Annotated in this window: 26 protein-coding genes; 15 read left to right on the top strand and 11 right to left on the bottom strand. The window is 64.2% G+C overall.

Features of this window, described 5'->3' with window-relative positions; all coding sequences use genetic code 11:
• Positions 1-98: 98 nt before the first annotated feature.
• The gene (locus BUB23_RS05205; RefSeq protein WP_073102195.1) at positions 99-1,079 is read right to left on the bottom strand and encodes a Bug family tripartite tricarboxylate transporter substrate binding protein; all 981 of its coding nucleotides are present in this window, start codon (positions 1,077-1,079) and stop codon (positions 99-101) included.
• A 224-nt stretch (positions 1,080-1,303) separates the two neighbouring features.
• Between BUB23_RS05205 and BUB23_RS05200 the strand changes: the two genes are divergently transcribed.
• Complete coding sequence (locus BUB23_RS05200; RefSeq protein ID WP_073102020.1) at positions 1,304-2,281, top strand: tripartite tricarboxylate transporter substrate binding protein; 978 nt, start codon at positions 1,304-1,306, stop codon at positions 2,279-2,281.
• 45 nt (positions 2,282-2,326) lie between these two features.
• The gene (locus BUB23_RS05195; RefSeq protein ID WP_073102019.1) at positions 2,327-3,136 is read left to right on the top strand and encodes an aspartate/glutamate racemase family protein; all 810 of its coding nucleotides are present in this window, start codon (positions 2,327-2,329) and stop codon (positions 3,134-3,136) included.
• Here BUB23_RS05195 and BUB23_RS05190 read toward each other — a convergent pair.
• Complete coding sequence (locus tag BUB23_RS05190; protein WP_073102018.1) at positions 3,084-4,037, bottom strand: LysR family transcriptional regulator; 954 nt, start codon at positions 4,035-4,037, stop codon at positions 3,084-3,086. The genes BUB23_RS05195 and BUB23_RS05190 overlap by 53 nt on opposite strands.
• Before the next feature lie 125 nt (positions 4,038-4,162).
• Between BUB23_RS05190 and BUB23_RS05185 the strand changes: the two genes are divergently transcribed.
• From BUB23_RS05185 to BUB23_RS05170, 4 genes are read left to right on the top strand one after another with little or no spacing between them, the layout of a single operon-like run.
• Positions 4,163-5,608, top strand: coding sequence for an FAD-dependent oxidoreductase (locus BUB23_RS05185; protein WP_073102017.1), 1,446 nt, complete (start codon positions 4,163-4,165; stop codon positions 5,606-5,608).
• 41 nt (positions 5,609-5,649) lie between these two features.
• Complete coding sequence (locus BUB23_RS05180; protein ID WP_143160885.1) at positions 5,650-6,987, top strand: MmgE/PrpD family protein; 1,338 nt, start codon at positions 5,650-5,652, stop codon at positions 6,985-6,987.
• A gap of 60 nt (positions 6,988-7,047) precedes the next feature.
• Complete coding sequence (locus BUB23_RS05175) at positions 7,048-7,821, top strand: SDR family NAD(P)-dependent oxidoreductase (RefSeq protein ID WP_073102015.1); 774 nt, start codon at positions 7,048-7,050, stop codon at positions 7,819-7,821.
• 40 nt (positions 7,822-7,861) lie between these two features.
• On the top strand, positions 7,862-8,455 hold the full coding sequence (locus BUB23_RS05170) for a cysteine hydrolase family protein (protein WP_073102014.1): 594 nt from the start codon (positions 7,862-7,864) through the stop codon (positions 8,453-8,455).
• A 41-nt stretch (positions 8,456-8,496) separates the two neighbouring features.
• Here the strand turns inward: BUB23_RS05170 and BUB23_RS05165 are convergent, their stop codons facing one another.
• From BUB23_RS05165 to BUB23_RS05135, 7 genes are all read right to left on the bottom strand, one after another.
• Positions 8,497-9,498, bottom strand: a complete 1,002-nt coding sequence (locus BUB23_RS05165; protein WP_073102013.1) for a Bug family tripartite tricarboxylate transporter substrate binding protein — start codon at positions 9,496-9,498, stop codon at positions 8,497-8,499.
• A gap of 192 nt (positions 9,499-9,690) precedes the next feature.
• Positions 9,691-10,710, bottom strand: a complete 1,020-nt coding sequence (locus BUB23_RS05160) for an electron transfer flavoprotein subunit alpha/FixB family protein (RefSeq protein WP_084135759.1) — start codon at positions 10,708-10,710, stop codon at positions 9,691-9,693.
• Complete coding sequence (locus BUB23_RS05155; RefSeq protein ID WP_073102012.1) at positions 10,694-11,512, bottom strand: hypothetical protein; 819 nt, start codon at positions 11,510-11,512, stop codon at positions 10,694-10,696. Before BUB23_RS05155 ends, BUB23_RS05160 begins: the two co-directional genes overlap by 17 nt.
• A complete protein-coding gene (locus BUB23_RS05150) occupies positions 11,512-12,900 on the bottom strand; it encodes an FAD-dependent oxidoreductase (protein ID WP_073102193.1) in 1,389 nt (462 codons plus the stop codon). Before BUB23_RS05150 ends, BUB23_RS05155 begins: the two co-directional genes overlap by 1 nt.
• A 29-nt stretch (positions 12,901-12,929) precedes the next feature.
• Entirely contained in the window at positions 12,930-14,414 is a 1,485-nt protein-coding gene (tcuA, locus tag BUB23_RS05145) for an FAD-dependent tricarballylate dehydrogenase TcuA (RefSeq protein ID WP_073102011.1), read from the bottom strand.
• A gap of 122 nt (positions 14,415-14,536) precedes the next feature.
• Positions 14,537-15,739, bottom strand: a complete 1,203-nt coding sequence (locus BUB23_RS05140; RefSeq protein ID WP_245801163.1) for a GGDEF domain-containing protein — start codon at positions 15,737-15,739, stop codon at positions 14,537-14,539.
• Positions 15,740-15,834: 95 nt separating this feature from the next.
• Entirely contained in the window at positions 15,835-16,872 is a 1,038-nt protein-coding gene (locus BUB23_RS05135) for a zinc-dependent alcohol dehydrogenase family protein (RefSeq protein WP_073102010.1), read from the bottom strand.
• Between the two features lie 251 nt (positions 16,873-17,123).
• Between BUB23_RS05135 and BUB23_RS05130 the strand changes: the two genes are divergently transcribed.
• The 8 genes from BUB23_RS05130 to BUB23_RS05095 all read left to right on the top strand — a co-directional run bounded on the left by BUB23_RS05130 (position 17,124) and on the right by BUB23_RS05095 (position 23,994).
• The gene (locus BUB23_RS05130; RefSeq protein ID WP_073102191.1) at positions 17,124-17,567 is read left to right on the top strand and encodes an Hsp20/alpha crystallin family protein; all 444 of its coding nucleotides are present in this window, start codon (positions 17,124-17,126) and stop codon (positions 17,565-17,567) included.
• Positions 17,568-17,582: 15 nt separating this feature from the next.
• Positions 17,583-17,978, top strand: coding sequence for an Hsp20/alpha crystallin family protein (locus BUB23_RS05125; protein ID WP_073102009.1), 396 nt, complete (start codon positions 17,583-17,585; stop codon positions 17,976-17,978).
• A 128-nt stretch (positions 17,979-18,106) separates the two neighbouring features.
• Complete coding sequence (locus BUB23_RS05120) at positions 18,107-19,000, top strand: NAD(P)-dependent oxidoreductase (protein ID WP_073102008.1); 894 nt, start codon at positions 18,107-18,109, stop codon at positions 18,998-19,000.
• A 57-nt stretch (positions 19,001-19,057) separates the two neighbouring features.
• Positions 19,058-20,038, top strand: a complete 981-nt coding sequence (locus BUB23_RS26640; RefSeq protein ID WP_073102007.1) for a Bug family tripartite tricarboxylate transporter substrate binding protein — start codon at positions 19,058-19,060, stop codon at positions 20,036-20,038.
• A gap of 3 nt (positions 20,039-20,041) precedes the next feature.
• Complete coding sequence (locus BUB23_RS26635; RefSeq protein WP_073102006.1) at positions 20,042-21,475, top strand: NAD-dependent succinate-semialdehyde dehydrogenase; 1,434 nt, start codon at positions 20,042-20,044, stop codon at positions 21,473-21,475.
• Positions 21,476-21,513: 38 nt separating this feature from the next.
• Positions 21,514-22,728, top strand: a complete 1,215-nt coding sequence (locus tag BUB23_RS05105; protein ID WP_073102005.1) for an ABC transporter substrate-binding protein — start codon at positions 21,514-21,516, stop codon at positions 22,726-22,728.
• Positions 22,729-22,747: 19 nt separating this feature from the next.
• The gene (locus BUB23_RS05100) at positions 22,748-23,134 is read left to right on the top strand and encodes a hypothetical protein (RefSeq protein ID WP_073102004.1); all 387 of its coding nucleotides are present in this window, start codon (positions 22,748-22,750) and stop codon (positions 23,132-23,134) included.
• Positions 23,131-23,994 carry an alpha/beta fold hydrolase gene (locus BUB23_RS05095; RefSeq protein WP_073102003.1) on the top strand — a complete coding sequence of 288 codons (864 nt, stop codon included), beginning with the start codon at positions 23,131-23,133 and terminating at the stop codon, positions 23,992-23,994. Before BUB23_RS05100 ends, BUB23_RS05095 begins: the two co-directional genes overlap by 4 nt.
• 3 nt (positions 23,995-23,997) lie before the next feature.
• Here the strand turns inward: BUB23_RS05095 and BUB23_RS05090 are convergent, their stop codons facing one another.
• On the bottom strand, positions 23,998-24,681 hold the full coding sequence (locus tag BUB23_RS05090; RefSeq protein WP_143160899.1) for a DUF2238 domain-containing protein: 684 nt from the start codon (positions 24,679-24,681) through the stop codon (positions 23,998-24,000).
• A gap of 13 nt (positions 24,682-24,694) precedes the next feature.
• Positions 24,695-25,903, bottom strand: a complete 1,209-nt coding sequence (locus BUB23_RS05085) for an MFS transporter (protein WP_073102001.1) — start codon at positions 25,901-25,903, stop codon at positions 24,695-24,697.
• A 129-nt stretch (positions 25,904-26,032) separates the two neighbouring features.
• Between BUB23_RS05085 and BUB23_RS05080 the strand changes: the two genes are divergently transcribed.
• Positions 26,033-26,458, top strand: coding sequence for an ACP-like domain-containing protein (locus BUB23_RS05080; protein ID WP_073102000.1), 426 nt, complete (start codon positions 26,033-26,035; stop codon positions 26,456-26,458).
• Positions 26,459-26,650 lie beyond the last annotated feature (192 nt).

The following is a 26,650-nucleotide window of genomic DNA, read 5'->3' as shown; positions in this document are numbered from 1 at the left end:
CGGCGCCCATGCCCGCCATTGTCCGATCGAGAATGTCACCATAGCGCGGGATTATACCGGCCCCGGGCGGGCGGGATGGCGGCCCTCGCCGGCTGGGGCTAGTTTCCCGACACCTTGCCTATCTGCTTGATCAGCTTGGACCATTTGCCGACGTCTTCGCGTATATAGCTGTCGTATTCGGCGGGCGTGTTGACGACCACGCTGGCTCCCTGCTCGATGATTTTCTTCTGGAAGTCCGGGCTGGCGGAGGCCTGCCTGATGGCGCCATACAGGGCCTGGATCACCGGTTCGGGAGTGCCCTTGGGGGCAAGCAGGCCGAACATCGTGCCTATCTCGAAATCATCCAGGCCTTCTTCGGCGAAGGTGGGCACGTCGGGCAGCACGGGAAGGCGCTGCTTGCTGGCCACGGCCAGCGCCTTGAGCCTGTGGGCGCTGAGCATGGCCTGGGCCGAGACGTAAGTCGTGAAAGTCATCTGGACCTGTCCCGCCACGATATCGGTGATGGCGGGCGCCGCGCCGTTGTACGGGACGTGGGTCATGTCTATGCCCTTGCGTATCTTGAGCATTTCGCCCGCCAGGTGGGGCGCGCCGCCCGCGCCGCTGCTGGAGAAATTCAGCTCCCCCGGATGATCGAGGCCGTACTTGATCAGCGACGGCAGCGTATTGCCGGCGAAGTCGGGGCGGGTGATGAGCAGCATGGGCGCGAACGCCAGCATGGTCACGCCCGAGAAATCCTTGACGGGGTCATAGGGCACATGCTGGATGACCGACGGATTGAGCGTGAGATTGGTGCTGGTGAACAGCAGCGTGTAGCCGTCCGGCGCCGCCCGCGCGACGGCTTCCATGCCGATGTTGCCGCTGGCCCCGGCGCGGTTTTCCACCACGACCGGCTTCTTCAGGGCGGACCCGATGGTCGCGGCCGCCATGCGGGCCAGGATGTCCGTGCTGCCGCCCGCGGCAAAGGGAACGATGATGCGTATCGGCTTGTCCGGGTAGGGCGCCGCCCGGGCCTGCGCCGCCCCCAGGCAAAGAGACAGGGCGGCAAGGGAAAAGAGTGTGGCGAGCCAGCGCTTGGCCATGATGGTCTCCATTATGGAAATGATGTTATGCGGCTTATTCTGGCGGCGCCGGATGGCGCGATCAAGCGCCGCGGCCGAATGCTGCTTTTGAAAAAACCGAATATTTCCCGCCTTGCCGAGGCCGATCATTCAAGTTAAATGAATAGCTTCTTCGAGTTTTTCCAGTGTTCGCATCGCCTGGCAGCGTGCAGAATTCAAACCAGCATATCGTTCAGGAGAGATGTATGAAAGGCATTAAATCGGGACTGGCCGTGGCCTTGGCCTTGGTGTCGCTGGCCTCCATGGCCGCCGGCCAGACCGCCGGCTATCCGCAGAAGCCCATACGGCTGGTCGTGGGGTTTCCCGCAGGGGGGGCCTCGGACGTCGCCGCGCGCTCCATCGCCGAAGGCATGTCCTTGCAACTGGGCCAGCCCATCGTTGTCGAAAACAAGCCGGGCGCCGCAAGCAATATCGCCTCGGGCACCGTGGCCAAGGCCGCCCCCGATGGCTACACGGTCTTGTTCGGCACGATTTCGCTTGCGATCAATGGCAGCCTGTACAAGAACCCCGGCTACGACGCGGTGCGCGATTTCAGTCCGGTCACCCAGCTGTCGTCGGCGCCCTTCCTGCTGGTCGTCAATCCTTCGTCGCCGCTGCGGTCGGTGGGCGACCTGATCGCGGCCGGGAAGGCCGGCGGCGACCATCCCATCTACTATGCCAGCGCGGGCAACGGTTCGGGAGCGCACCTGTTCACCGAGTTGCTCGCCAGCCGCGCCGGCATCACGCTCACCCATGTGCCTTACCGCGGCGCCGCGCCGGCCATGGCGGACGTGCTGGGCGGACAAGTGCCGCTCACTTTCGACAACATCATGACGACTTTGCCCTTGGTCGAGGCCGGCAAGCTGCGCGCCCTTGCGGTAAGCAGCAAGCGGCGTTCGCCGGCGGCGCCGGACATACCGGCGCTGGACGAAGCGGGGGTGCCCGGCTATGACGCGACGTCGTGGTTCGGCCTGTTCGTGCCCGCCGGCACCCCGCCCGAAGTCATAGGCCGGCTGCGCGAGGCGGCCGCCGCCGCCCTCGAGACAGAGCAAGTCAGCGGCACGCTGCGCGGCGTCGGGGCGGAGCCGGTGGGGTCGCCGCCCGCCGAATTCCAGGCCTTTTTCAAGACGGAAATCGACAAATGGGCCCAGGTCGTGCGCCACGCCAAAGTCCAGATCAACTAAGGCCGGGAGCGGCCGCAATTCCTCAACTCAAAATTCGGTGTATTTATGAAAATTTGGCATCAAAGCTTTACGGTACTGGACGACCTGGGCGTCTATCATGACGCGCTCAAGGCGCATTTCGCGCGGGTGGCGCGGCCGGGCACCGAGATCGACCTGCATGGCATGCATCCGGGCACGTACCGCTCCAATTATCCGGGTTCGGATATCCGGCATGTGGCGCTTCAATATATACACGGGCTTCAGTTCGTAATGGCCGCCGTGGAGGCCGAACGCCAGGACTATGATGTCTACGCCATCAGCACCTTGCCGGAGCCCGCCTTGCGCGAGATACGCGGCCTGGTCGACATTCCCGTGGTGGCCTACGGCGAGTCGGCCATGCTGACGGCCTGCATGCTGGGGCGCAAGTTCGGCGTGCTGGTGTTCATCGACGACATGAACGAACTGATAGCCGAGAACGCCCACGGCCACGGGCTGGCCTCGCGTTTCGCGGGGGCGATGCCGGTCGGATTCTCCTTCAACGACGTGCTGAAGGGCTTCGACGACCCCAGCGAACTGATCGAACGCTTTCGCGACGCCGCGCGGTCATTGATAGCCAGAGGCGCCGAGGTGATCATTCCGGGGGAGGCGCCCATGAACATTCTGCTGGCGCAGAACGGCGTGTCGCAGGTCGATGGCGTGCCCGTCCTGGATTCGCTGGCGACATGGATCAAGCAGGCCGAGGCCATGGCCGACCTGCGCAAATTCTGCGGCACCAGAACCTGCAGGAAAGGGTATTACCACAAGCTGCCGGAGATGGACCGGGTCAACGAGATTTTTTCGTTTTACGGCCTGGACCCACTTCTACCAAAGTCTTGACGCTGGGCCGGCGGCGGGCATCGAAAACTTCCAGCAGGTAATCGATGAATGCCCTGACCTTGGGCGAGGTGAAGCGCGACTTCACGGTCACGGCGTGGAAAGTCCGCAGCTTCGTATCCCAGCCGGGGCACAGATCGACGAGCTTGCCCTCGTGGATCAGGTCCGCCACGAAAATATCCAGCACATAGATCAGGCCCACTTCCTGGAGCGCCGCCTGGATCAGCGCCTGGGTATTGTTGAAATTCAGCGCGCCCTGCGGGCGGATGACGACCTCGTCATCCGCCTGCTTGAAAAGCCAGGGAAAGGGCGTGGTGTGCCCCTCTTCGAACAGGCCCAGGCAGCGCCTGGGGTCGATGTCCCGCGGATGCGGCGCCTGCATGGCTGCGACCAGGGCCGGCGCGCCGCACACCACATGCCTGGCTTCGTAGACCGGGCGCCCGACCAGATCGGCGTCCTCGATGCGGTCCATGCGTATGGCCACGTCCGTGCCGCGCTCTATCAGCTTCTGCGGATGGTTGGTCAGGGTCACCGACACCGACAGGCCGGGATGAAGCTTGGTGAATTCGACCAGCGCGGGGCAGATCAGGCTCTGCCCGATGGCGAAGGGCGCTTCTATGCGCAGCGGCCCGGCGATGTCGCTGGCGCTGGTCTTGACGTCCGACTCGGCCTGGGCGACGGCTTTCAGGATCTCCTGGCAGCGCGGCAGAAACTGGCGGCCCTCTTCGGTAAGGTGCAGGTGCCGGGTGTTGCGCTGGATCAGCGTCACGCCCAGGTGTTTTTCGAGATTGCGCAGGCTGGAGGTCACCGTGGCGTTGGCCAGGTCCAGCGATTCGGCGGCGCGCGAAAAGCTGCCGCATTCCATGACGCGGATAAACACTTCCATCCCCCACAGCCTGTCCATAGGTCTCCTTTCACTTTTTTCTAATAGATCATTAGGCGCGAATGCCTAACTGAATTGGACGCCAGATCCTACACTCTTCAAGTGTACCGTGCGTTGCGGCAATGAATATTCTACAGGGTGGAGCAATGGAAAAGTCTTTTGATGTGGTGGTGGCGGGATGCGGCGTGGCTGGCTTGTCGGCGGCCGTGGCGGCGGCCGAGCGCGGCCTGAAAGTGGCGGTGCTCGAGCGCGCGTCCAGGCAGGAACGCGGCGGCCAAAGCCGGTACACCGAAGCCTATTTGAGGATGAAGGCGATAGACCAGGTGTCGGACGATTTCGAAACCCACCTCGCCGAGAATGTCGGTCCTTACGTCGATCCCGACATGACCGCGGAGATGGCGCAGGACCAGGCATCCTGGTCGCACATCACCCGCTCCCTGGCCCTGCCCGATTCAGACCTGATCGGCAGCTTTGCCGAACAGGTGCCGGGCACCATACGCTGGCTGCAGGGTATGGGCGTCAAGTTCGATTTCCTGCCGACGGCCTTCCTGACCAAGACCCAGCCCAGGCTCTTGCCGGTCGGCGGCGGCCAGGCGTTGGTCGATGCCTTGGCCGCCCGGGCCGAAGCACTGGGGGCGGAGTTCTTCTACAACACGACGGCGCGCCGCCTGCTGCTGGACGGGAACGCGCAAGTGGAAGGCCTGCTGGGCCGGCGGCAAGGCGCGGACAGCATACGCTTCAAGGGCGCCGTGGTGCTGGCGTCGGGCGGCTTCGAGGGCAACCCGGCGCTGCTGGCCAAGTACCTGGGCCCGCGTTCGGTATACCTGCGGCCGGTCTGCAAAGGCGGCTACTACAACCGCGGCGAAGGCATAGAGATGGCGCTGGAAGCCGGAGCGGCGCCCTGCGGCGAATTCGGCAGCTACCACGCGGAACCGGTGGATCCGCGGTCCGGGATCTCCGAACCGGCGGTGTTCATTTTCCCCTATGGAATACTGGTCAACAAGAGCGGCCGGCGCTTCGCCGACGAGGCGCCGGGGACGGTGGACGCCTGGTACGAGCGGGTCACGCGGCGCATCTATGAGCAGGAAGAAGGCATTGCCTACGTGATCCTGGACCAGGGCGTGAAGGAAGTGCCGAACTATCGCCTGGCCATACGCACGGACCAGCCCGCGATCGAAGGCGCCACGCTCGACGCCTTGGGGGAAAAGCTGGGCCTGCCGGCCGGGGCCCTGGCCGAAACCGTGGCGCGCTACAACGCCAGCTGCCCCGCCGACGGCAAATACGACCCGCTGCATCCCGACGGCCTGGCCACCCGGGACCTGGCTCCGCCGAAGTCCAACTGGGCGCGGCCGCTGGCGCGGGGGCCTTTTATTGCTTATCCTATTATTTCGTCCAATGTCTTCACTTTCGGCGGCTTGAAGATCAACGCGGCCGGCCAGGTGCTCGATACCGACGGCCTGCCCATGGCGAATCTGTACGCGGCCGGCGAGACCGTGGGCATGTACTACACCAATTACACGGGCGCGACTTCCGTGCTCAAGGGGCTGGTATTCGGCCGTCTGGCCGCCAATCATATCGCGGATTCGAAGTGAACGGATTCGAAGTGAAGGGCTGCGCCGGCCCCGGAGAAGAAATGGATATTTCCCTTAGCGCTGCAATAGTGCAAAGCCTGCTGCGCGCCCGCCAGCGAGGCCTGCCGCCCGCCGTGCTGGAAAGCACGCGCCTGCATATCGCCGATGCCCTGGGCATAGGCGCGGCGGCGCGTTCGACCGCGCTGGCCGGGCAGGTCATGGCGGCCCAGGGCCTGTTGTCGGGGGCCGGCTCTTGCCGGCTGATAGGCGGGGGCAAGGCGGCGCCCGCCGCCGCGGCCTATATCAATGCCGCGCTGATCCATATCCTGGATTACGACGATATCCACGATGTCGGTCGCCTGCACCCCGGCGCGGTGGTCTTGCCGGCGGCGCTGGCGGCCGCCGAGACGGCCGGCGCTTCGGACGAGGCATTGGTGGAGGCCGTGGCATTGGCCACCGAGCTGATCTGCCGTCTGGGCGTGGTCTGCGCCCCGCAGGGCGAGGGGCCGGGCTCGGAATGGTTCCTGACCCAGCTGTTCGGCTATGTGGCGGCCAGTGTCGCCGCCGGGCTGGCCCTGGGCCTGTCGCAGGACGCCCTGGTATCGGCCATAGGCCTGGCCTATATGCAGGCCGCGGGCGGCAAGCAGGCCGGGTTCGGCACCGGCGCCACGGCGCGCGCCGTCTATCCGGCTTTCGCCGCGCAAGGCGGCTTGCAGGCGGCCTTCCTGGCGCGAGCCGGCCTGACCGGGCCGGAAGGCGCGCTGGACGGCGCGGCGGGCCTGTTCCGCATCTACCTGGGCGGGCAATTGCAGCCCGAGCAGCGCGCCGCGCTGCTGGACTTTTCCGCATGGCATTGCGGCGCCGTGGACATCAAGCCCTGGCCCAGCTGCCGCCTGTCGCACCCTTATGTGGCGGTCGCGCTGGCCGCCCGCGCGGCGCAGCAGTCCGGCGCCATCCTGCGCGCGCGCGTGGCCGTCAATGCGTCGGCGGCGCGGCTTTGCCGCCCCCTGCCGCAGCGCCGGCGCCCGCTCACCTTGCAGGATGCGAAGTACAGCATTCCGTTCATGACGGCGTTCGCCCTGGTGCGCGGCGCGCCCTCGCTCGACGGGCTGGGCGAAGGCGCGATGCGGGACCCGCAGGTGCTGGATATGGCCGACCGCATCGGCGTCGAAGAAACCCTGCCGGACAATCCCGGCCATCCGCCGGCTGTGCTGACTCTGGAGCACGAGGGCGGCCGCGCCAGCACCTGGCGCTACGCGCCTGGAGACCTGCGCATGGACAGGGATTCCACAAGGGCGAAGTTTTTCGAATGCTACCGGTACGCGGGCCTCGAGTCCGCCGCCGGGGCGGCGTGGCAGGCGGCAATCGACGGCCATATCGGAAAGGCCATGCAACTGTAGGGCGGCGCGCCCGCCTGCCGCGGCGCAGGCATCCATCATCGGAGAGGAAAGGTTTTTTTTATGTACAGTACTGAGCTTTTGAGCGGGCGGGTGGCGCTCGTGACGGGCGGCGCGGGCGGGATAGGCCGGGCCGTATCCGAGGCCCTGGCCGGATGCGGCGCCCAAGTGGCGGCCGCCGACATCTCCGTGGCCGATGCTCCCGCCGCCGGCGGCGCCGCGCCGGCGCCCATAGAGCGCGTCGCGCTGGATGTCACCCGGCGCGCCGATGTGCTGCGCTGCGTCGACGATATCATCCAGCGCTTCGGGCGCCTGGACATCCTGGTCAACGTCGCCGGGGTGGTGTCCATGGGCAGCGCCGAGCATCTGGCCGAGCAGGAATGGGACAGGGTGATGGCGATCAACCTCAAGGGCACTTTTCTGTGCTGCCAGGCCGCCATGCCCCATATGCGGCGCCAGGGGTTCGGCCGCATCGTGAATCTGGGCTCCGTCATCGGCAAGAATGGCGGCAACCCCCGGCCGTGGCTGGACCCCCGCGAGCAGGAGCGCGCGAGCAATGTGGCTTATGGTGTGTCCAAGGCCGGCGTGCATATCATGACGGCTTTTCTTGCCAAGGAACTGGCCAGTTCCGGCGTCACGGTCAACGCGGTGGCGCCGGGTCCGGTCGCCTCGGCCATGACGAGCAATTTCCCGCAGTCATTGCGCGACCTGATCCCGGCCGGGCGCATGGGAAGCGCCGAGGAGGTCGCCGCGGCGGTGCTTTTCCTGGCGGCGCCGCAGTCCTCGTTCATTACCGGGGAAACGCTGGACGTCAACGGCGGCATCTGGTGCGATTGAAGTTTCTTTTTTTAACCAACCCATTGTGAGTATCAATATTATGCGACAGCCTCGTTCAATTTACCTGGTCCTGGATATGGAAAACGATCTGGTGCACGATGACGGTCCCAGCGCCAAAGGCCCTTTGGGCGAACAGGTGCGCCAGCGGCAAGTCGTCGCCAGGACGGCCGGCGCCATCCAGAAGGCGCGCCAGGCCGGCGTGCTGGTCGGCTTTGTGCGGGTGGGGTTCTCGCCCGACTATCACGAATGCCCGGCCGGCTCGCCGGTGTTCTCCGCTGCGCCCCAGCACGGCTTGTTCAAGCTGGGCTCATGGGGCACGGAAATCCATCCCGGCCTCGAGAAGCTGCCCGCCGACATCGATATGGTCAAGCATAGGGTCAGCCCGTTTTATTCCACGACGCTGCAGGCGCAGTTGCGGGCGCAAGGCGTGGAGCGCATTTATTGCTCCGGCGTTTCCACCCAGGCGGTGGTGCAGGCGGCGGTGCGCGAAGCCCACGACAGGGACTACGAAGTGATAGTGCTGGAAGACGCCTGCGCCGCCCACAGCGCCGAAGAGCACGCCAATTCCATCCAGAGCCTGGCGCGCTTCTGCAAGATCGAAACCACGGATAGCGTGGTCTTCGCGCATCCATAGCCTGCCGGGCAAGGGCGCGGCGTTTTACGCCGCGGCCGCCATCAATTGGTCATGGCCACGCCGGCTTCCTTGATGACGGCGCCCCAGCGCTTGAATTCCTGGCCGAAGAAGGCCTGGAATTCGGCCGGGCCGCCCATCACGGAAGGCACCACGGCGACATTCTCGAGCTGTTGCCTGACCTCCGGCCGGGCGATGGCTTTCTTGATGGCGGCGTCCACTCGCGCAAGGATTTCGGGCGGGGTGCCGGCGGGGGCGAATATGCCTACCCAATTGACGACATTGAAGCCGGGCAGTTCCTCCTGGGCCGTCGGGACACTGGCGAGAAAGCTCACGCGTTTTTCGCTGGTGACGGCAAGGGCGTTCAGGCGCCCGTCCTTGATCAGGGCATACAGAGGGGGCAGGTCCATGACGATGCCGTCGACATGCCCGGCCAGGGTATCGGTGACGGCCGGGCCGGCTCCCTTATAGGGCACATGGACTATATTGCCTTTGGACGCCTGCTTGAGCAATTCTATCGTCAGGTGGGGAAGGCCGCCGGCGCCCGAGGACGACATCGTCACCTGCTTGCCGCGCGCGAGGTCCAGCAGTTCCTTCAGGCTCTTTACCTTGAGGTTGGGGCCGACGGCGATCGCCTCGGGCGTCAGGCCCACCGTATTGATTGCGGCGAGGTCGGCCGTCGCGTTGAATGGCGGCTTGCTCATGGTCTGGGGAGACAGTACCACCGGGCTGGCGCTCGACAGAAGCAGGGTGTAGCCGTCGGGCTTGGCCTTGGCTACATGGCCCGCGCCTATCATGCCGTTGGCGCCGGCCTTGTTCTCCACCACGATCGTGGTTCCCAGCGCCTCGCCCAGCGCGGGCGCGACGAGGCGCGCCACGATATCGTTGGAGCCGCCGGGCGGATAGCCCACGATGATGGTGATGGGGTGGGCGGGAAAGTCCTGCGCCCATGCGGGCGTTGCCGCCGCGATGGGAGCCAGCGCGAGCATGGCGCAGGCCATGCGCCGCAGGGCGGCGCGGCGCGGCGTTGAAGGGTTCTTGTCCATTTGGCTGCCTCTCTCTCGGTAGATAATTATTGTGGGTATGCATGGTACGAACAGGGCGCGTTCCAGCAGTCAAAAAATTCTATAGCCCGGCCATGGCCGCGGCAATCGCCTGGCCTGAAAGCGCTATTCGAATTTTTCGAATACTCGGCCGGGCCGCCGCGGCCACGGCGGGGATCCCGGACCAGGCGCCGCTCAATGCGGCGCGCCGTCCCAGGCGCTTATCAACGCCGGCAGGAATTCCTGCCAGTCGGCGACCACGCCGATCTGCGCCGCCTGGAATATGCCGGCATCGGGATCCTTGTTGACGGCGATGATTCTGGTGTGGGGGGCGATGCCGGCCATATGCTGGGGAGTGCCGGAAATGCCGATGGCCAGGTAGATTTCCGGCGCCACATATTTGCCTGATTGGCCCACCTGCCGCGCGACGGGAGCCCAGCCGGCATCGATGGCGGGCAGGCTGGCGCCGACCGCGCCTTCGAGCCTGGCGGCCAATTCATACAAGGCCGCGAAGCCGTCCGCGCCGCCCATGCCCCGGCCGCCGGCCACCACCAGTTTTGCGCCGTCGAGACTGGCCTGCTGCTCGGCGCGCGCCGTGGCGCTGGCCGGGTAAGCCGGGCGCAGCGGCACGGCGGGGGAAATATGGCAAACGGCGGTGGCGTGGCTGTCCTGCGGCTGGCCTTGGGCGGCGTCGTCGAGCTTTCTGACTGCCGCCACGAAGGGGCCGCGCCGGCAGGCCAGGGTCATATCCAGGCGCCCGCCGAAAGCGGCCCGCTGGACAGACATGCGCCCCGCGGCGTCGAACTCGAAATGCTTGCACTTCCCCAGCGGCACCGCCTTCAGGCGCGCGGCCAGCCGGCCGGCGAGTTCTTCGCCGGCCGGACCCGCGGCCACGAGGAAAAGGCTGTCGGGCGCATGGCCCACCGGCCCTTCGCGCGCAAGGCTGGCCGCGAAGATATCGGCAAGCTGCTGCGATTGCAGCGGCTCGGGCGCGGCCCCGGCCGAGACCACCCATACCGTATCCAGGCCCAGTTCCCGGGCGCGGTCAATGGCGGCTTGCGGCGCCGCGCCGACCAGCAATGCATGGGCGCTGCCTTGGCAGCGCCGCGCCAGGGCGCTTGCGGTTTCCAGGGGCGCGTAGTCGGCGGCCGCCATGGCCGGGCCGGTGTGTATGAGGGCATAGATGGCGCGTGGCGATTCAGCTTGAGCTTGCATGGGATCCAGATGGGTTCTGCCAGGTTTTCAGGTAGGACGCCAAAGCCTGCGCCTGCTCGGTGGCCGAGCCCTGCAGCATCCGGCAGGGGGCCTGGCCGCGCGTGGCGGCCTGCGGCGGCTCGCAATGGGCCAGGACGGCGCCGGCATCCGCGTCGGGCGCCTGCGGCGTTATGACGGTGAACTGCTGCTGTTTGGCCCGCATGACGTTTTTCATCAGGGGATGGCGCAGGCGATTGTCCTTGTCGTTGCTGATGCTGGCGCACGCCGGCGCCGGCACGGCAATCGCTTCGCCCCCGTCGCTTGTGATGCGTTCGAACAGCAGCTTGCCGTCATCGCCGCGGCGGGCATGCAGGGCCAGGCTGACGAAAGGCCACTCCCAGCACTCGGCCAAGTACGCGGCGCTCATGCCGTCGTCCATATCGCCGTGTTCCCGCCCTATCAGGATGAGGTCGACGGGCTGGTCCGGCATCTGCATGGCCAGCATCGCTTGCGGCGCGAGCCATGCGGGGTTGCCGCGCTGCGCCGCCGGCGGGCGCAGGCCCAGGACCCTGTCGATGCGGTAGGCGGCCACGGAGCGCATCAGGGCGGGATCGCAGGAGCCATCGGTCACCAGCGCGGTAATGAGGGTGGCGGGGTCCCGGTCGCGGAATTTGAGGGCGGTCTCGAGGGCCGCTTCATCGAAGGGGCTGAGCTTGAAAGGCGTGGTGGGCGCGTCGACGATGTCGGCCCAGTCGCCGGAGCCGGGCCGGGCCAGCGGCTGTTTAGGGTCGGCGATGCCGGCGATCATTACGGCGATATGCATCAGGCAGCCTCGCGGCTTGCGGCGGCCATCGCCGTGCGGGCGGCGACGCGTCCGAAAATGGCGGCTTTGCCCAGCGCCGTCCCTGTCATGTAGGCCGCGCCGTGCAGGCCTCCCACGATTTCGCCGGCGGCGTACAGGCCTTCCAGCGCATCGCCGTAGACATCCAGCACGCGCATGCCAGGGTCTATGCACAAGCCGCAATAAGTGCCGAAAACCGCCGCGGTGGAAGGATAGGCGTAGAACGGCCCTTGCTCGATGCGCACCAGGTCGCCGTACTGGTGAACCAGGTGCTGGCGCCCGAATTCCGGGTCGCTGCCGGCGCTGACGTAGCCGTTGTAGGCGTTGACCGTGTCCAGCAGGGCCTGGGCGGGCACCTCGATCAGGGCGGCCAATTGCTCCAGCGTGTCCGCTTCTATCATCAGGCCTTCTTCCAGCCGGCGCTCCAGGTCGAGGATGCGCGTGAGGTTGTCGCCGCTTTCGAGTATTTTCCGGTCGAGAATCTGATAGGTGGCGCCATAGGGCTGGCGGATGCAGGCGTCGCCCAGCAATTTGTACGAGATCGATTCGTCGACGAATCGCCTGCCGTCCTGGTTCACGGCGATGGCGCCTTTGTACACCGCCAGGCAGCTGTGATGATTGGTTTCGTCGGTCGGATGCTTGCCGTAAGTGCCTTTTATATAAATCATGTCGCGGTTGTCCGCGCCTATCTGCCAGGCCATTTTCAGGCCATCGCCGACATTGCCTTCGCCGCCGATGAATACGGCCGCGTCATATTGCGGCGCATATCTGTGGACCAGCTCGGCATTGCGGCAGAAGCCGCCGCTGGCAAGCAGCACTCCCAAGCGGCCGCGCACGGAAAAGGCCTCGCCGTCCTGAAGCACCGTGACGCCTTCGACGCGCCCGCTTGCGGCGTTGCGTATCAAGCGCTGGGCGGCGGTCGACGCAAGCACCCTGACCTTGCCGGTTTCTCTTGCGCGGGCGGCGATGATGCGCACCGTGTCGGCCGGATCGACGTTGTGCACGCGCGGCACCGACTGGCCAGACGATGCCTCGATATGCCCGCCAAATTGGACGCCCGCCTGTTTCAGCCATTCATAGGTGTCGAGCTGCTTGTCCGCATATACGCGCACCAGCGCCTCATCGTTTTCGAACTGTCCCACTTCGCGCAGGTCGTTGAACAATAGCTCGCTGGAATCCTCGATCCCGTTCGCGCGCTGCAGGTCGGTGCCGGCGAACGCCAGGCAGCCGCCGCTCATCGCGGATGAACCGCCGGTTTCGGCCTGTTTCTCGAGCAGGATGACTTCGTGGCCGGCCCGGGCGGCCTCCAGGGCCGCGCAAAAGCCGGCCAGGCCGCCGCCGACGATCACGAGTTCTGTCTGTAAGTCCATGGTGCAGGTTTCCTGTTGCAAAATCGGATTCAAGCCGCGCGGTTGCCGGCCAGCGCGGCAGCGTGTCTGCCGGAGATCCGGCCCAATACCGAACCCGCCGTCAGCCCGACGCCGCCGGCATACTTCACATAATAAAGGCCGCCCACCATTTCGCCGGCGGCATAGAGGCCGGGCAGCGCCTGGTCGTCATCGTCCAGCACCTGCCCCTGGGTATTGACCTTTACCCCGGCATAGGTGCAGGTGATGCCGCAGGTGACGGCATAGGCCACGAAGGGGCCCGTGTCGATGGGGTTGGCCCAGTTGGATTTCGGGATGGACAAGCCGCGCGTCGATCGTCCGTCCTTGACCGCCGGGTTGAACGGCACGCTCTCGTCGATGGCCTGGTTGTATTCCTGCACGGTTTCCAGGAATGCCCGCTGGTTGATGCCGTCCATCCGGGCGGCAAGCTCTTGCAGCGTATCCGCCGCAAGGCGCGTCGCGTGCTTGACCCGGTATTCGTCGGGCAGCAGATCGATGCTCTTGGCATCGAATATCTGCCAGGCCACCGCGCCCGGCTGGGCCAATACGCGCGCGCCCATGCCGGAATATGTGTAATTGCGGAAGTCCACGCCTTCATCCACGAAGCGCTTGCCGTCCGCGTTGACCACGATGCCCAGCGTAAAGTAGTTTTTCTGCTGGTTCAGCAGGTTGATGTCGCCGAACGGCGGGGCGTTCAGATCGTAGAAAACCGCATGGCAGCCTGTCCAGTTGCCATGGGGCGCCGCGCCGGCGCCCAGCGCAAGGCTGATGCCGTCGCCGGTGTTGTAGCGCGAGCCGCGGACTTTGGCCAGGTCCCAGTTGGGGCCCAGGTATTTCGCGCGCCACAGCACATTGGCGTGATAGCCGCCGGTGGCCAGGATGACCGACTTGGCGCGCACGGACGCCTTGCCCGAGCCGCCTTCGGAGGCTATCGTCCAGCGGTCTCCGTCCCGCGCCAGGGCGCTGGCGCGCGCGCCGTAGCGCAGTTCGATATCGAGCTTTTCGGCCCTGGCGTAGAGCCTTTCCATCAAGCCCAGGCCGCCGCCGGAAACCTCGACCGTCAGGCCGCCCCAGAATTTCTGCTTGCCGTCTACCTTGAAGGACTGGCGGCCGTAGATGGGAACGAAGCGCACTCCCTGCCCGCGCAGCCACTGCATGGTGGGAAGGCTTTCCGATACCACGGTCTCCAGCACGTCCGCGTCGGCCCGGTAGCCGCTCATGGAAATCACTTCTTCGAAGAACTGGTTTTCCGTGTAGGTGCCGAAATCGCTGTTGCGGATTTCGTCGGGATGCAGGTCGGGGACCAGCGTCAGCAAGTCGTCCACGCCGCGGTAGGCAATGCGAAAGGCGCCGCCGGTGAAGGCGGAATTGCCGCCCCTGTGCGCTTTCGGCGCGCGTTCCAGCACCACGACCCTGGCTCCCGCTTCATGCGCGGCGATGGCGGCGCACAATGCCGCATTGCCGCCGCCGATTACTGCCACGTCATATGATTCCATATACTTTCCCCTGATTCCAGCCAGATGCGCGGCCACTGCAGGGAATCGTATAGGGGCGGGGAGCGGTCTTCCAGACCGGCGCGGCGAATTACCTTTTTAAGAAAATCGAAAAAGGCGCGAGCTTACTCGCCCACCACGCAATTGCGGCGCTGCTGTTTGGCCTGGTAGAGCCTGTCATCGGCGCGGCGCGCGACATCGTCGAAGGTTTCGCCTGCGCGAAAGCCCGCCACGCCTATGCTGACGGTAAAGGGAACTTTCTTGCCGTCGTGGTTATACACATGGGAAGTCTCGGCCTGCCTGCGGATGCGCTGCGCCACTTCCATGGCATCCTGGGGCGTCGAGCCCATCAGCACGGCCACGAACTCTTCACCGCCGTAGCGCGCGGCAAAGTCCGATTTGCGGACCTGCTGGCGCAAAATGGAGGCGAACTGGCGCAGCACCTGGTCGCCCACGGAATGGCCGTGGCTGTCGTTGATTTTCTTGAAATGGTCCATGTCCAGCATGAGCAGGGACATCGGCACCTGGTCAAGGACGCCTTCGAGCTGTTGCAGGTTATGGGCCAATGCGCCGCGGTTGAGCAGGCCGGTAAGCGAGTCGTGGGTCGCTTCGCGGTACAGCCGCAAAAGCAGGCCGAGGTGGAAATAATTGGCGGTCAGCGCCACCACCAGCAGGGCGGCCAGCAGCCAGACCTGCTCCCAGCCTTGCGGCGTCATCCAGGTGCCGGCCACATGCTGGGACAGGATATGCAGGCCCAGCAGCGTCAGCGCGGCCAGCGCGGATTCGGCCAGGGTGAAGGGGAAAATGCTGAGCGTGGCCACCAGCAGGAAGGGAATGAAGCTGTAGCCGACCAGATGGACGGCTTCGCCGGGCGGCAGGGTGATCAATACCAGGGCATAGAACGCCGCCGGCAGGGCGATCAGCAGGCCGGCGGCGATCCGTATGCGCGTGACGCGGGCGCGGCTGCGCCTGGCCAGCATGATGGTGGCGACCAGGCCGGCCATCAGGAAAAACCGGCCCGGGGTCGTATAGGCCAGCGTCGATTTGGGCAGCACGGCCGCGTCGATCGCGATCCAGAGCGGCGTGAGGATGGCGAAGATCATCCCCACCACCAGGACGCGGCTGCGCAGGTAGTCGCCGCGGGCGTAGGCAAAGTCTTTGGAGTGGCGGCGGCTGCTGAGCGTGTCCCGGATGGAACTGATGCCTATCGCCTTGATGCCGGCGAACGCGCCGGGCGCGTCGCCGATCGGGCGACGCCGTTCGTGTTGGCCATTGAGTGCAACCGGCCAGCGCTCGCCTGTGTTCGAAGAGGTTTCTGGATTCATCATGCTACACGAAAGGTCTGGTTAAGCGGCTCGCCGGGCTGATAACCATAGTCTCATGTAGGGCATTCCAAGCATTTGACTTGCATCAAGGCTTGGCGTCAGTCGCTGCTGATGATGACCTTCAGCGCTTTCTCCTTGGCGGCGTTGCCGAATACCTCATAGGCCTGCAGGAACTGCTCGAAGCCGAAGCGATGGGTGATCAGGTTTTCAGGCTGCAGCTTGCCGGACGCGACGGTTTTCAGCAACATGGGCGTGGTGTTGGTATTGACCAGGCCGGTGGTGATCGTGATGTTCTGGATCCAGAGTTTCTGGATTTCGAGGTCCACGCTGGTGCCATGCACGCCCACATTGGCCAGGTGGCCGCCGGGCCGCACGATATTCTGGCATATGTCGAAGGTCGGGGGCACGCCGACGGCTTCTATGGCCACGTCGACGCCGTCTTTGGTCTGGCCCAGCACCGCTTGCACCGCGTCGACCCTGGCGCTGTTGATGACCTCCGTGGCGCCGAACTTCTTTGCCATTTCAAGGCGGCCGTCGTCCATGTCTATCATGATGATTTTCGCGGGGGAATAGAACTGCGCGGTCAGCAGGGCCGCCATGCCCACCGGGCCGGCGCCCACGATGGCGACGATATCGCCCGGCTTGACCGCGCCGTACAGGACGCCGATCTCGAAGCCCGTCGGCAGGATATCGCTGAGCATGACCAGGGCTTCCTCGTCGCTGCCCGCCGGAATCGGGTAGAGGCTGTTGTCGGCGTGGGGAATGCGCACATACTCGGCCTGCGTGCCGTCTATCAGATGGCCGAGGATCCAGCCGCCGTCCTCGCAATGGGAATACATCTGCTTCTTGCAGTATTCGCACTTGCCGCAGGACGTGATGCAGGAAATGAGCACCCTGTCGCCTTTCTTGAAGTTGCTGACGGCATTGCCGGTTTCTTCGACGATGCCCACGCCTTCATGGCCCAGGATGCGGCCGCTGGTCACGGCCGGCACGTCGCCCTTGAGGATATGCAGGTCGGTGCCGCAGATGGTGGTCTTGACTATCCTGATGATGGCGTCGGTGGGCTGGGAAATGGTTGGAACGGGAACCGCGTCCCAGGTTTTCTGCCCGGGTCCGACATAGACGAGAGCCTTCATGGTCGCTGGTGAAGTCATGCGTATCTCCTTGTGTGCCGTGCCTGGGGGCAGAGAGCCTGCCCCGATGGCGATCATCTTCGCACCGCGGGCCCGGGCGGGGTTTGATTTGCATCAATGCGCGCTTGCCGCGTGGCGGGTCGCGGCGCCGCGGGCAGGGCAGCGGGTATGTTTCTTGCTGGCTAGGCGCGCCCATTCCCTCGGGCAGCACGGCAGGCGACCCCGCGGCCGCCATTCTTTGGACAGGAGGCAGCATGATTTACAGAGCGCAGTTCCCCCGCCATTTTTTCACCGAGCTCGACAGGCTGCAGCGCGACATGCAGCAGGCGTTCCTGAGTTCCTCGCCGAGCATACGCGGCCTGGGCAGGGGCGGTTATCCGGCGATGAATATCGGCCACACGCCCGGCTCGGTGGAAATCTATGTGTTCCTGCCCGGCATCGACCCCAAAGGAATCGAGGTGCACGTGGAAAAAGGCGTGCTGGTCATAGCCGGAGAGCGCAAGGCCGATGTCCCCGACGAGTCCGACAAGTCCATCGTGCATATCGACGAGCGGTTTGCGGGCCGCTTCAGGCGCGTCGTGGCCCTGCCGGACGATATCGATCCCGACCGGATCGAGGCGCGCTACCGCGACGGGGTCCTGCACATCTGCATACAGCGCCGCGCCACCACCCAGCCGCGGCAGATCGCCATCCAATAAAACCAGGAGCATGCCATGACAGACAATACCGTTATTGCCGGACAGCCGGATGAAAAGCCGCAAGGCGGGGACCGCGATCCGGCTCCCCTGATCCCGGCGGTCGACGTGTTCGAGGATGGATCGGGCATCACCCTGCGGGCGGACTTGCCGGGCGTGCCCAAGGACAAGCTCTCGCTGCAGATCAAGGACGATACCTTGACCATAGAAGGCGCGATTTCTCTTGGCATGCCGCAAGGCATGGAGGCCGTCCACGCGGAGATAAGCTCCGCGCGCTATGAGCGCGCCTTTACCTTGTCCAAGGAGCTCGACGCCGACAAGGTGACCGCCCAGTTCGAGGCTGGAGTGCTGACGCTGCGGATACCGAAGGCCGAGCACGCGCAGCCCAGGCGCATAGAGGTGCAGATCTCTTAGCCGCCGTCCTTGGGACCGGGCCGGCGGTCCTCGCAACAAGAACGTTCCCTTTCCAATTTAGCAAACCATTCCTGATCTGTCTTCCTTAAGATACCCAAAACAATACAAGCAATCACTGGGAGACAGTCTTGAATAATGCAGATACGCCCCTGGGCTTCATCGGCCTGGGTGTGATGGGCGAGTCCATGGCCTCGAATCTGGTTCGCAAGTCAGGATGCCTAGTTTATATCCATGACCTTCACGCCGAGCCCGTGCAGCGCGTAGCTGGCGCGGGAGGGCTGGCGTGCGGCTCGGTAGCCGAGGTGGCGCAGGCGGCAGAAATTGTTTTTCTATCCCTGCCGAGTATTGTCCAGGTGGAGCAGGTATGCCTGGGGCCCAATGGCCTGGTGGAGGCCAGCGGCAAAGTTCGCATCGTCGTCGATATGAGCACCAGCGATGTCGCCCGCACGCGTCAGCTGGCGCTGCGCTTGCGCGAGCACGGCATAACATTGATCGATGCGCCGGTGGCGCGGATGCGCCAGGCGGCCAAGGACGGCACGCTGATGATTACAGTAGGTGGCACTGACGAGGAGTTCCGGTCGGTGGAGCCCTACTTGCGCTGCATGGGGACAGACATTATCCATTGCGGCGCGACCGGCAACGGCCAGGTCGTCAAGATCATGAACAATATGGTGGTTTTCATGACCGTGCACGCCCTGGCGGAGGCTATAACCATAGGCCGCGCCGCGGGCGTCGATGGGGCGCTATTGCTGGATGCGCTCAGCAAGGGCTCGGCCGACAGCTTTGCCTTGCGCAATCCGGGGCAGAAGGCACTGGCGCCCGATACATTTCCGGAAAAGGCATTTCCCACTGAATATGCCATCAAGGACATCCTGCTGGCGCTCGAACTGGCCAGGCAGGGCGATGTCGATGCGCGTGCCGCCAAGCTTACTCATTCTCTGCTTGAACAGACCCGCGGCGCAGGCTTCGTCAAGGAATACTACCCGGTGATGGTCAAGCTTGTCGAAAAGGGTTATCAGTAGCGCTGCAAGCCATCATCAATAATCGTCACCCAATCAATAATACTGAGAGAGGCAACAATGAAATTCATTGCCAAGGCACTGCTGCGGGCCGCATTTGCCATACTGGCCGCGGTGCCCGCCGCACAGGCGGCCGGCTATCCCGCAAAGCCGATTACGCTGATTATCGGCTTTACCGCGGGAGGGCCTACCGATATCGTCGGCCGCTACCTGGCCAGCAATCTGGAAAAAGAACTGGGCCAGACCGTAGTGGTAGAAAACCGTGCTGGCGCTAATGGGGTGGTAGCCTTGCAAGCCGCCAAGCGGGCCGCGGCGGACGGCTATACGCTGATGCTGGGCAGTAGCGGAACGCTATCCATAGAGCCCGTATACAAAAAGCGGGTGGACTACGATGTCTTGAAGGACTTCACTCCGGTCGGCCTCGTGGCGAGCTATCCCTACTTGCTGGTCGTCCCGTACGATTCGCCCTTCACGAGCGTATCCGAATTGATACAGGGTGCCCGCGAGAAGGCGGAGGGCCTGTCCTTCGCTTCGGCCGGCAGCGGCGCGGTCAATCATCTGGCAGGCGAGTGGTTCAAAAGCGCCACCAAGACCGAGATCGTCCACGTTCCATATAAAGGCGATTCTGCCGCGATTGCCGACTTGGTGGGCGGGCGCGTCGACATGGCATTTCTTAGCGTTATCGCGGCCGACCCTCAAATCAAGGCTGGGAAGCTGCGTGCCCTGGCCATCGCCGCCAAGCAGCCGTTGTCCGTGGCACCGGGCGTGCCGACAGTCGAACATGAAGCGGGCATCAGCGGTTTTTCCGCCGAGCCCTGGAATGGCATCCTGGCCCCGGCTGGCCTGCCTGGCGATATTACCCGCAAGCTCAACGCAGCCATCAATAAGATCATGAGCACCGACGAGGCCAAGGCAAAATTACTGACTTTGGGTCAGTATCCGCTTACCGGGACGCCACAGGACTTCTCCAACCACATTGCAATGCAGGCGGCTCATTGGAGCCAGGTGATAGCAGCCGCCCACATCGAAAAAGCAGAGTAAACCATGACCTATCCCACATTAGCGCTACTGATCAATGGCCAGTGGCATATCGAGGGGAGGCAGACCCTGGACGTGCTGGAGCCTGCAACCGAAGAGGTCCTGGGGCGCTTGCCCATGGCGACGCCCGGCGACGTCGAGCAGGCGATCCAGGCGGCGCACGCGGCTTTCCCTTTATGGCGCCGCGTGCCGGCGCTGGAACGGGCCGGCATTTTGCGGCAGGCCGGCGCCATCTTGCGTGCGCGCAATGGCGAGCTTGCCCGGCTCATAAGCCGGGAGCTGGGCAAGCCGCTGGCCGAATCGGAAAAGGAAATTGTGACGGCGGCGGAAATGTTCGAATGGGCGGCCGAAGAGGCGCGCCGCACATATGGCCGCATCATTCCGGCCCGCGCGCCCGGCGTCCGGCAGATGGCGACGCTCGAACCGGTGGGCCCGGTAGCCGCCTTTTCCGGCTGGAATGCGCCGGCCATCACGCCGTCGCGCAAAATAGCCGGCGCTCTAGCGGCAGGCTGCACCGTCGTTATCAAGCCGGCGGAAGAAACGCCCGCCATTGCCCTGGAAATCGCGCGCGCCTTGCAGCAGGCAGGCTTGCCAGTCGGGGTGCTGAATATGGTGTTCGGCGACCCTGGCGCGATCTCCGCCCAACTGCTGGATTCTCCTCTGATTCGCGTATTGACGTTCACGGGGTCCACTTCTATCGGTCGCGCCTTGGCCGAGCGCGCGGCCAGGTCCCTGAAGCGGGTCACCCTAGAACTGGGCGGGCATGCGCCCGTCCTGGTGTTCGCCGATGCGGATATCGACGCCGCCGTGGCAGCGATCAGCGCGGCGAAGTTCCGCAACTCGGGGCAAATATGCACCTCGCCCACCCGCATGTATGTGCATGAGTCGCTGTACCGCGAGTTTACCGAGAGCCTGGTTCAGCGGGCGCGGGCCTTGCGGGTGGGCAACGGGCTGGATAGCGGCGTGCAAATGGGGCCCATGGCCAATCCGCGCCGGCTCGCCGCCATGCAATCACTTACGGAAGATGCCCGGGCCCATGGCGCCGGCATAGCAACCGGCGGCGAGCGCTTGAGCGGCAAAGGCTGGTTCTGGCCGCCCACGGTCATCACCGGCTTCGACCATGATTGCGCGGCGGCCAATACCGAACCATTCGGGCCCATGGCGCTGCTGCGCCCCTTCTCGACTTTCGACGAGGCTATCGCTCAAGCCAACCGCCTACCTTTCGGGCTGGCGTCTTATGTGTTCAGTCAGCGCGCCAAAACCATCAATGACGCCACCGACGCCATTGAAAGCGGCGTGGTGTGCGTGAACCATTGCCAGGCTTCGCTGCCCGAGACGCCCTTTGGCGGCATCAATGACAGCGGGCTGGGCCGTGAAGGAGGTCTGGAAGGCCTGCGCGAATTCATGCAGGTCAAATATATAAGCCAGCAAACACAATAATCCCGCAGGCATGGAAGGCGCGGACAGGAGACGTCATTATGAAAACTCAAGCGAAGTTCGCCATATTGGGTATGGCGGTATTACTAGCGGCGGGCTGGGCCCACGCTCAAGGCAAGATATCCGACGGCATCGTGAAGATCGGCGTGCTGACGGATCTCTCGGGCGCCTATTCGGGCAATGTCGGGCCTGGCTCGGTGCTGGCCAGCAAGATCGCGGTCGAAGAATTTGGCGGCAAAGTGCTGGGCAAACCGATTGAATTAGTGAGCTCTGACCACCTGAACAAGGCTGATGTCGCTGCCAGCCGCGCCCGGGAATGGATAGACCGCGACCAGGTGGATGTGGTGACCGAGTTGGGCAATAGCGCCGTCGCCTTGGCGGTTATGAATATAGCGGCCGAGAAACACCGCATGACCATGGTGACGGGCGCCGGCGCCACGCGCATTTCCAGCGAAAGCTGCACGCCCACCAATGTGCAATGGGTGTACGACACCTATGCCCTGGCCAAGGTCGGAACGCTGCCGCTGGTCGAGTCGGGGGTAAAAAGCTGGTACTTCATCACCGCCGACTATGCCTTCGGCCATTCCCTGGAAAATGACGGCATGCGCTTTATCAAGGAAGGCGGTGGAAAGGTGCTGGGATCGTCCCGCTATCCCTTTCCCGGCAACGACTTTGCCGCCTACTTGCTAGCGGCCCAAAGCAGCAAGGCCGACGGGGTGGCCTTTGCCAGCGCTGGCGCCGATTTGCAGAACGAGATCAAGCAGGCCAACCAGTTCGGGCTGACCGGAAAACAGAAAATAGTGGCCATGCTGATGAGCATCACGGACGTTCATGGCGTGGGCCTGGACGCCGCCAAGAATATGCATTTCGCTGAAAGTTTCTACTGGAACATGGACGATGAAACCCGCAAGTTCGCCCAGCGTTTCTACAAAGAAGCCGGCAAGATGCCTACCGCCCTGCAGGCTGGCCAGTATTCGGCGGTGCTCAATTACCTGCGCGCGGTGGAAAAGGCCGGCAGCGACGATGTGGCCGATGTCATGAAGGCGCTGCGCGCGATGCCCATTCACGACGCTTTCGCGCGCCACGCCAGCTTGCGCGCCGACGGCAAGCTCATCCACGATATGTATGTCGTATCGGTCAAGGCGCCGCAGCAATCCAAGGAGCCCTGGGATTACTACAATATTGTCAAAACAGTCCCTGGCGACCAGGCCTTCATGCCTTTGTCCGAGAGCAAATGTGCGCTGCTGAAACCATGATCGAAAAGAAGGAAAACTCATGACGCTGGAGGAGCGCATTCTGCTATTACTGCCCGAACGGGCCAACAGCAACGAGCATCTGCTATGGCGCGGCCGCCACCTGAGCGCGTCCGTATTGCTGCAGGTAGGCGCCCAGGACTACCTGCTGCGCATCAGGGAAGGGCGCGTCGCCGGCGTCGCGCGCGGTCCTTTCATCATGCCCAACTGGCAGTTTGCGCTGCGCGCCGACGAGCACAGCTGGACACAGTTCTGGCGCGCTTTGCCGCCGCCGGGCTATAACGACCTGTTCGCCATGGCGAAGGCCCAGCGCCTGCGTATCGAAGGCGATCTCTACCCCCTGATGTCTAATCTTTTATATTTCAAGGATCTGCTTGCATCGATCCGCTTGTCGGAAGGCGACCAATGAAATCACCGCTGGCCATTTTCGAGCCGATCGCGGGCCGTTACGCGCAATTGACCCTGCTGGGCAAGCCGCACCGCCTTTATATCGAAGAGGCGGGCGCCGGCATTCCGCTGTTATGCCTGCATACTGCCGGCTCCGACACCAGGCAGTATCGCGCCATTATGAACGACGCGGAAATCCTCAAGCGCTTCCGGGTGATTTCGTTCGACCTGCCATGGCATGGCAAGTCTTCGCCGCCCGAAGGTTGGCAGAATCAGCGCTACCAATTAACCTCCAGCGATTACGCCGATATCATTCTGGCGGTCTGCGATGCGCTGGGCCTGGAGCGGCCACTGGTCATGGGGTGTTCGATAGGCGGACGCATCGTCCTGCATCTGGCGCTCGAGCACGCCAGCCGTTTCCGCGGCGCCATCGGCTTGCAGTCGGGCGCCCATGTGGACCCCTATTACGACCTGGACTGGCTGCATCGCGGCGATGTGCACGGCGGCGAAGTCTGCGCAGGCATCGTCTCCGGACTGGTCGGCCCGCAAAGCCCGGAACTTCATCGGTGGGAAACGCTATGGCATTATATGCAAGGTGGACCTGGGGTGTTCAAGGGCGACCTGCACTTTTATACCGCCGACGGCGATATTCGCAAACGCGTGGCCCAGATCGATACGGGCAAATGCCCGTTGTGGCTGCTGACGGGCGAGTACGATTATTCATGCACGCCGCAAGACACCGAATTTCTGGGTCGCAGCATCCAGGGCTCACAGTGGCGGATCATGAAGGGCATGGGGCATTTTCCCATGAGCGAAGATCCCGAGCGTTTTCTCGGCTATCTGCGGCCGGTGCTGGAGCAGGCGGCCGCGGCTGAGGCCTGAGGGCTAGTCGGCCGCGCCGGGCTTCTTCATCTGTTGCGACCATTCCCAGGCGAAATCGCGCCGCAGGCTGGCGGTAAGGGCGGCGATGACCAGCATGGCGAGCAGCGCGCCCAGGGCCGCGAGGCCCATGTCTTTATGGGCGTCCCAGATATCGCCCTGGGTGCCCAGGTATTGCACGCCGAGGTCGCCGCCGAACAGGGTCGCGGCGGCCCATTCCACCAGCTCGTACAGCGCCGAAGTGCTCAAGGTGAAGTCCAGCGGCAGGAAGTAGGCCCAGAAGCCGCGAACCTCGACGATGCGCAGGAAGAACTCGCGTATGGGATAGGCCAGCAGCAGCCCGTACGAGAAATGCACCACGCGGTCATAATTGTTGCGCTGCCAGCCCAGTACGCTGTTCAAGGTGTGGCCGGTAAGCGATTGCCACCATTGGTCGTAAGGCACTTCGGAATAGGTATAGTGCGAGCCCAGCGTGTGCAGGGCAAGGAACAGCAATATCAGCATCAGGGAAGCGTTCGAGAAGCGGAACCAGCGGCGCATGCCGGCCAGCAGGCCGAAGAGCGCCAGGACCAGAACGTTTTCCAATAGCCAGTCGGAGCGGTCGTAGGGGTGGATGGCCAGCGCCAGCCACCATATGGCATAAGCCCCGGCGGCGAGCCGCAAGGCAGTCCTGCTCGATGGAAATCGCATCATGGTCATGGTTTCAGCGCATGAGCTTGCGCACCTGGTAAATAAGAATGCAGAGGGCGGCCGCGGCCAGCGCGCAAAACGCCAGGATGGCCGCGGTCATGCCCCACCGGTCCGCCAGCCGCCCGACGACGATGACGGGAATGGTGGCGCCCACATAGGCAATGGAGAAATAGGTGGCCATGTTGGCGCTGCGCCGGTGTTCGTCGGCATTCTGCGCGGCGATCATGGTGGCTGCCATGAAGCACAGGCCTTGGCCGACGCCGGCAAGCACCATGCAGGCGGTAAAGGCGGCGATGCTGCCGGTGGCTACGCCCACGCTGACGGCCCCCAGGAACAAGACCAGCATGGCCAGGCCCAGCGTCAGGCCTTTCACCGGCTTGAGATGGCGCTGCGAAAACTGCGTGGCGGCCGAGGCCAGGGACAGGATCAGGAAGGCCACGCCGGGGACGGCCGGGCCTTGCCAGGGCAGCAGATCGTACAGGAATGAAGGAATCAGGGACGCGAGCAGGCTGCCGGTGGAAAACATCAGGAAGGCGGCGATGCTGGCCAGCAGGAACGGCGTCCTGGTTTGCCGGCCGGGCAGCGCCAGCTTGGGGCTGATGGACAGGCGTGGCCGGGCGCCGGTTTGCTGACGCAGCGTATGGCGGCAGCGCCAGGCCAGATACAGGTTGGCCAGCGCCAGCGCGGCGACCACGAAGTAGGACAGGCGCAGGGGCGCGAAGCCCGTCTGCGCCAACAAGCCGCCCAGCAGCGGACCCATGCCGACCCCCAGGGCGATCGCCGCCGAGGTGGTGATGGAGGCGATGCGGCGGTCCTTGTAAGGATGCGCATCGACCAGGGCCAGGGTGCCGGCGGTGGTCAGCAAGCCGTTGGCGAATCCGATAATGAGCCGCGCCAGCAACAAGGTATTGATACTCGATGCTACGCCCGACATGATCAGCCCGGCCGTAATCATGCTCAGGGAAAGGCATAAGACGGCATATCTTCCTATGGTGTCCGACAGCCGCCCGAAGCAGAGCAGGGCGAACAGGACGCCGACCATGTAAAGCGCGTAGATATAGGTCAGGGCGCTGGGCGGCAGATGCCACTGGGCCTGGTATACGGGATACAGCGGGGTGGGCAGGGAACTCGTGGCAAAGCCCAGGCCCAGCGCCAGGCTGACGGCCAGGAAGCCGCCCCAGCGTTGCAGGCGGGGCGGGAGCTGGGCGGCTTCAGGATGCATCGTAATCAACTCGTTCAATCCTGTGGCATTCAGCGTCAATTCGACACGTGCGCTTACAGGCCGATGGGCGGGCCATGGTATAAAAAATTCAGGAGCAGGCGGCAAGCCTGGAACTTTAAAGGATTTTCCATGAAGCGTAATCTAATAGCACTAAGTGGCGTGGTCTTGTGTGCCGGTCTGGCGGCATGCGTCGCACCGAAAGACGCTCGGGAATTGTCGCAGAAAACGGTAGAGTACCGCTGTGGCGCCAGCGGCGAGCAGCCGCTGAGCGTGCAATACACCTTCCAGGGCACGGAACCCCTGGCGGCCAAGGTGGTTTACCAGAACCAGGCTGTCGACCTGACGCGGGCCACCGCCAGCAACGCCGACATGGTGGGCAACACCTTCCGCGGCAGCGGTTACACGTGGACCACCGACAAGTTCACCCTGGAGAATGTCGCCGCCGTGAACGGCAATATGCTCACGCAGGATGCGCCGCAGGCCGTGAATGGCCAGAACGCGGCGGTCAGCAACGTTCTGGTGAAAGACTGCAGGGTCGCCGGCGCTTCTTCTTAATTTCCGACGGCGGTTTTCTGCCGCCAGCCGCGCGCGCATCCCGGCCCTTGTCGCGATGCGCGCGCTGTCGTTCCTTGGGCGCAAAAAGTCCGTGTTCAGGTCATAATACGAATTTCAGGCGGACCGCCTTGCAGTCCGCGGCATTGCCGCGGCGGCGCCGCGCATGGCCTGGCATTTTCAGTAATGGATTCC

It is taken from the genome of Pollutimonas bauzanensis (genome assembly GCF_900129885.1).
GTDB classification, from domain to species: domain Bacteria; phylum Pseudomonadota; class Gammaproteobacteria; order Burkholderiales; family Burkholderiaceae_B; genus Pollutimonas; species Pollutimonas bauzanensis.
The sequence above is the reverse complement of the archived record's forward strand: the minus strand, read 5'-3'. Positions and strand labels throughout refer to the sequence as shown.

Coding starts and splice junctions, on each gene's coding strand:
- BUB23_RS05090 (WP_143160899.1), bottom strand. CDS start 24,681: ATGCGATTTCCATCGAGCAGGACTGCCTTGCGGCTCGCCGCCGGGGCT.
- BUB23_RS05185 (WP_073102017.1), top strand. CDS start 4,163: ATGGAAAAGTCTTTTGATGTGGTGGTGGCGGGATGCGGCGTGGCTGGC.
- BUB23_RS05085 (WP_073102001.1), bottom strand. CDS start 25,903: ATGCATCCTGAAGCCGCCCAGCTCCCGCCCCGCCTGCAACGCTGGGGC.
- BUB23_RS05135 (WP_073102010.1), bottom strand. CDS start 16,872: ATGAAGGCTCTCGTCTATGTCGGACCCGGGCAGAAAACCTGGGACGCG.
- BUB23_RS05200 (WP_073102020.1), top strand. CDS start 1,304: ATGAAAGGCATTAAATCGGGACTGGCCGTGGCCTTGGCCTTGGTGTCG.
- BUB23_RS05100 (WP_073102004.1), top strand. CDS start 22,748: ATGACGCTGGAGGAGCGCATTCTGCTATTACTGCCCGAACGGGCCAAC.
- BUB23_RS05205 (WP_073102195.1), bottom strand. CDS start 1,079: ATGGCCAAGCGCTGGCTCGCCACACTCTTTTCCCTTGCCGCCCTGTCT.
- BUB23_RS05150 (WP_073102193.1), bottom strand. CDS start 12,900: ATGGACTTACAGACAGAACTCGTGATCGTCGGCGGCGGCCTGGCCGGC.
- tcuA (WP_073102011.1), bottom strand. CDS start 14,414: ATGGAATCATATGACGTGGCAGTAATCGGCGGCGGCAATGCGGCATTG.
- BUB23_RS05195 (WP_073102019.1), top strand. CDS start 2,327: ATGAAAATTTGGCATCAAAGCTTTACGGTACTGGACGACCTGGGCGTC.
- BUB23_RS05160 (WP_084135759.1), bottom strand. CDS start 10,710: ATGCAAGCTCAAGCTGAATCGCCACGCGCCATCTATGCCCTCATACAC.
- BUB23_RS05155 (WP_073102012.1), bottom strand. CDS start 11,512: ATGCATATCGCCGTAATGATCGCCGGCATCGCCGACCCTAAACAGCCG.
- BUB23_RS05140 (WP_245801163.1), bottom strand. CDS start 15,739: ATGATGAATCCAGAAACCTCTTCGAACACAGGCGAGCGCTGGCCGGTT.
- BUB23_RS05095 (WP_073102003.1), top strand. CDS start 23,131: ATGAAATCACCGCTGGCCATTTTCGAGCCGATCGCGGGCCGTTACGCG.
- BUB23_RS05080 (WP_073102000.1), top strand. CDS start 26,033: ATGAAGCGTAATCTAATAGCACTAAGTGGCGTGGTCTTGTGTGCCGGT.
- BUB23_RS05175 (WP_073102015.1), top strand. CDS start 7,048: ATGTACAGTACTGAGCTTTTGAGCGGGCGGGTGGCGCTCGTGACGGGC.
- BUB23_RS05125 (WP_073102009.1), top strand. CDS start 17,583: ATGACAGACAATACCGTTATTGCCGGACAGCCGGATGAAAAGCCGCAA.
- BUB23_RS05190 (WP_073102018.1), bottom strand. CDS start 4,037: ATGGACAGGCTGTGGGGGATGGAAGTGTTTATCCGCGTCATGGAATGC.
- BUB23_RS26640 (WP_073102007.1), top strand. CDS start 19,058: ATGAAATTCATTGCCAAGGCACTGCTGCGGGCCGCATTTGCCATACTG.
- BUB23_RS05165 (WP_073102013.1), bottom strand. CDS start 9,498: ATGGACAAGAACCCTTCAACGCCGCGCCGCGCCGCCCTGCGGCGCATG.
- BUB23_RS05180 (WP_143160885.1), top strand. CDS start 5,650: ATGGATATTTCCCTTAGCGCTGCAATAGTGCAAAGCCTGCTGCGCGCC.
- BUB23_RS05105 (WP_073102005.1), top strand. CDS start 21,514: ATGAAAACTCAAGCGAAGTTCGCCATATTGGGTATGGCGGTATTACTA.
- BUB23_RS05170 (WP_073102014.1), top strand. CDS start 7,862: ATGCGACAGCCTCGTTCAATTTACCTGGTCCTGGATATGGAAAACGAT.
- BUB23_RS05130 (WP_073102191.1), top strand. CDS start 17,124: ATGATTTACAGAGCGCAGTTCCCCCGCCATTTTTTCACCGAGCTCGAC.
- BUB23_RS26635 (WP_073102006.1), top strand. CDS start 20,042: ATGACCTATCCCACATTAGCGCTACTGATCAATGGCCAGTGGCATATC.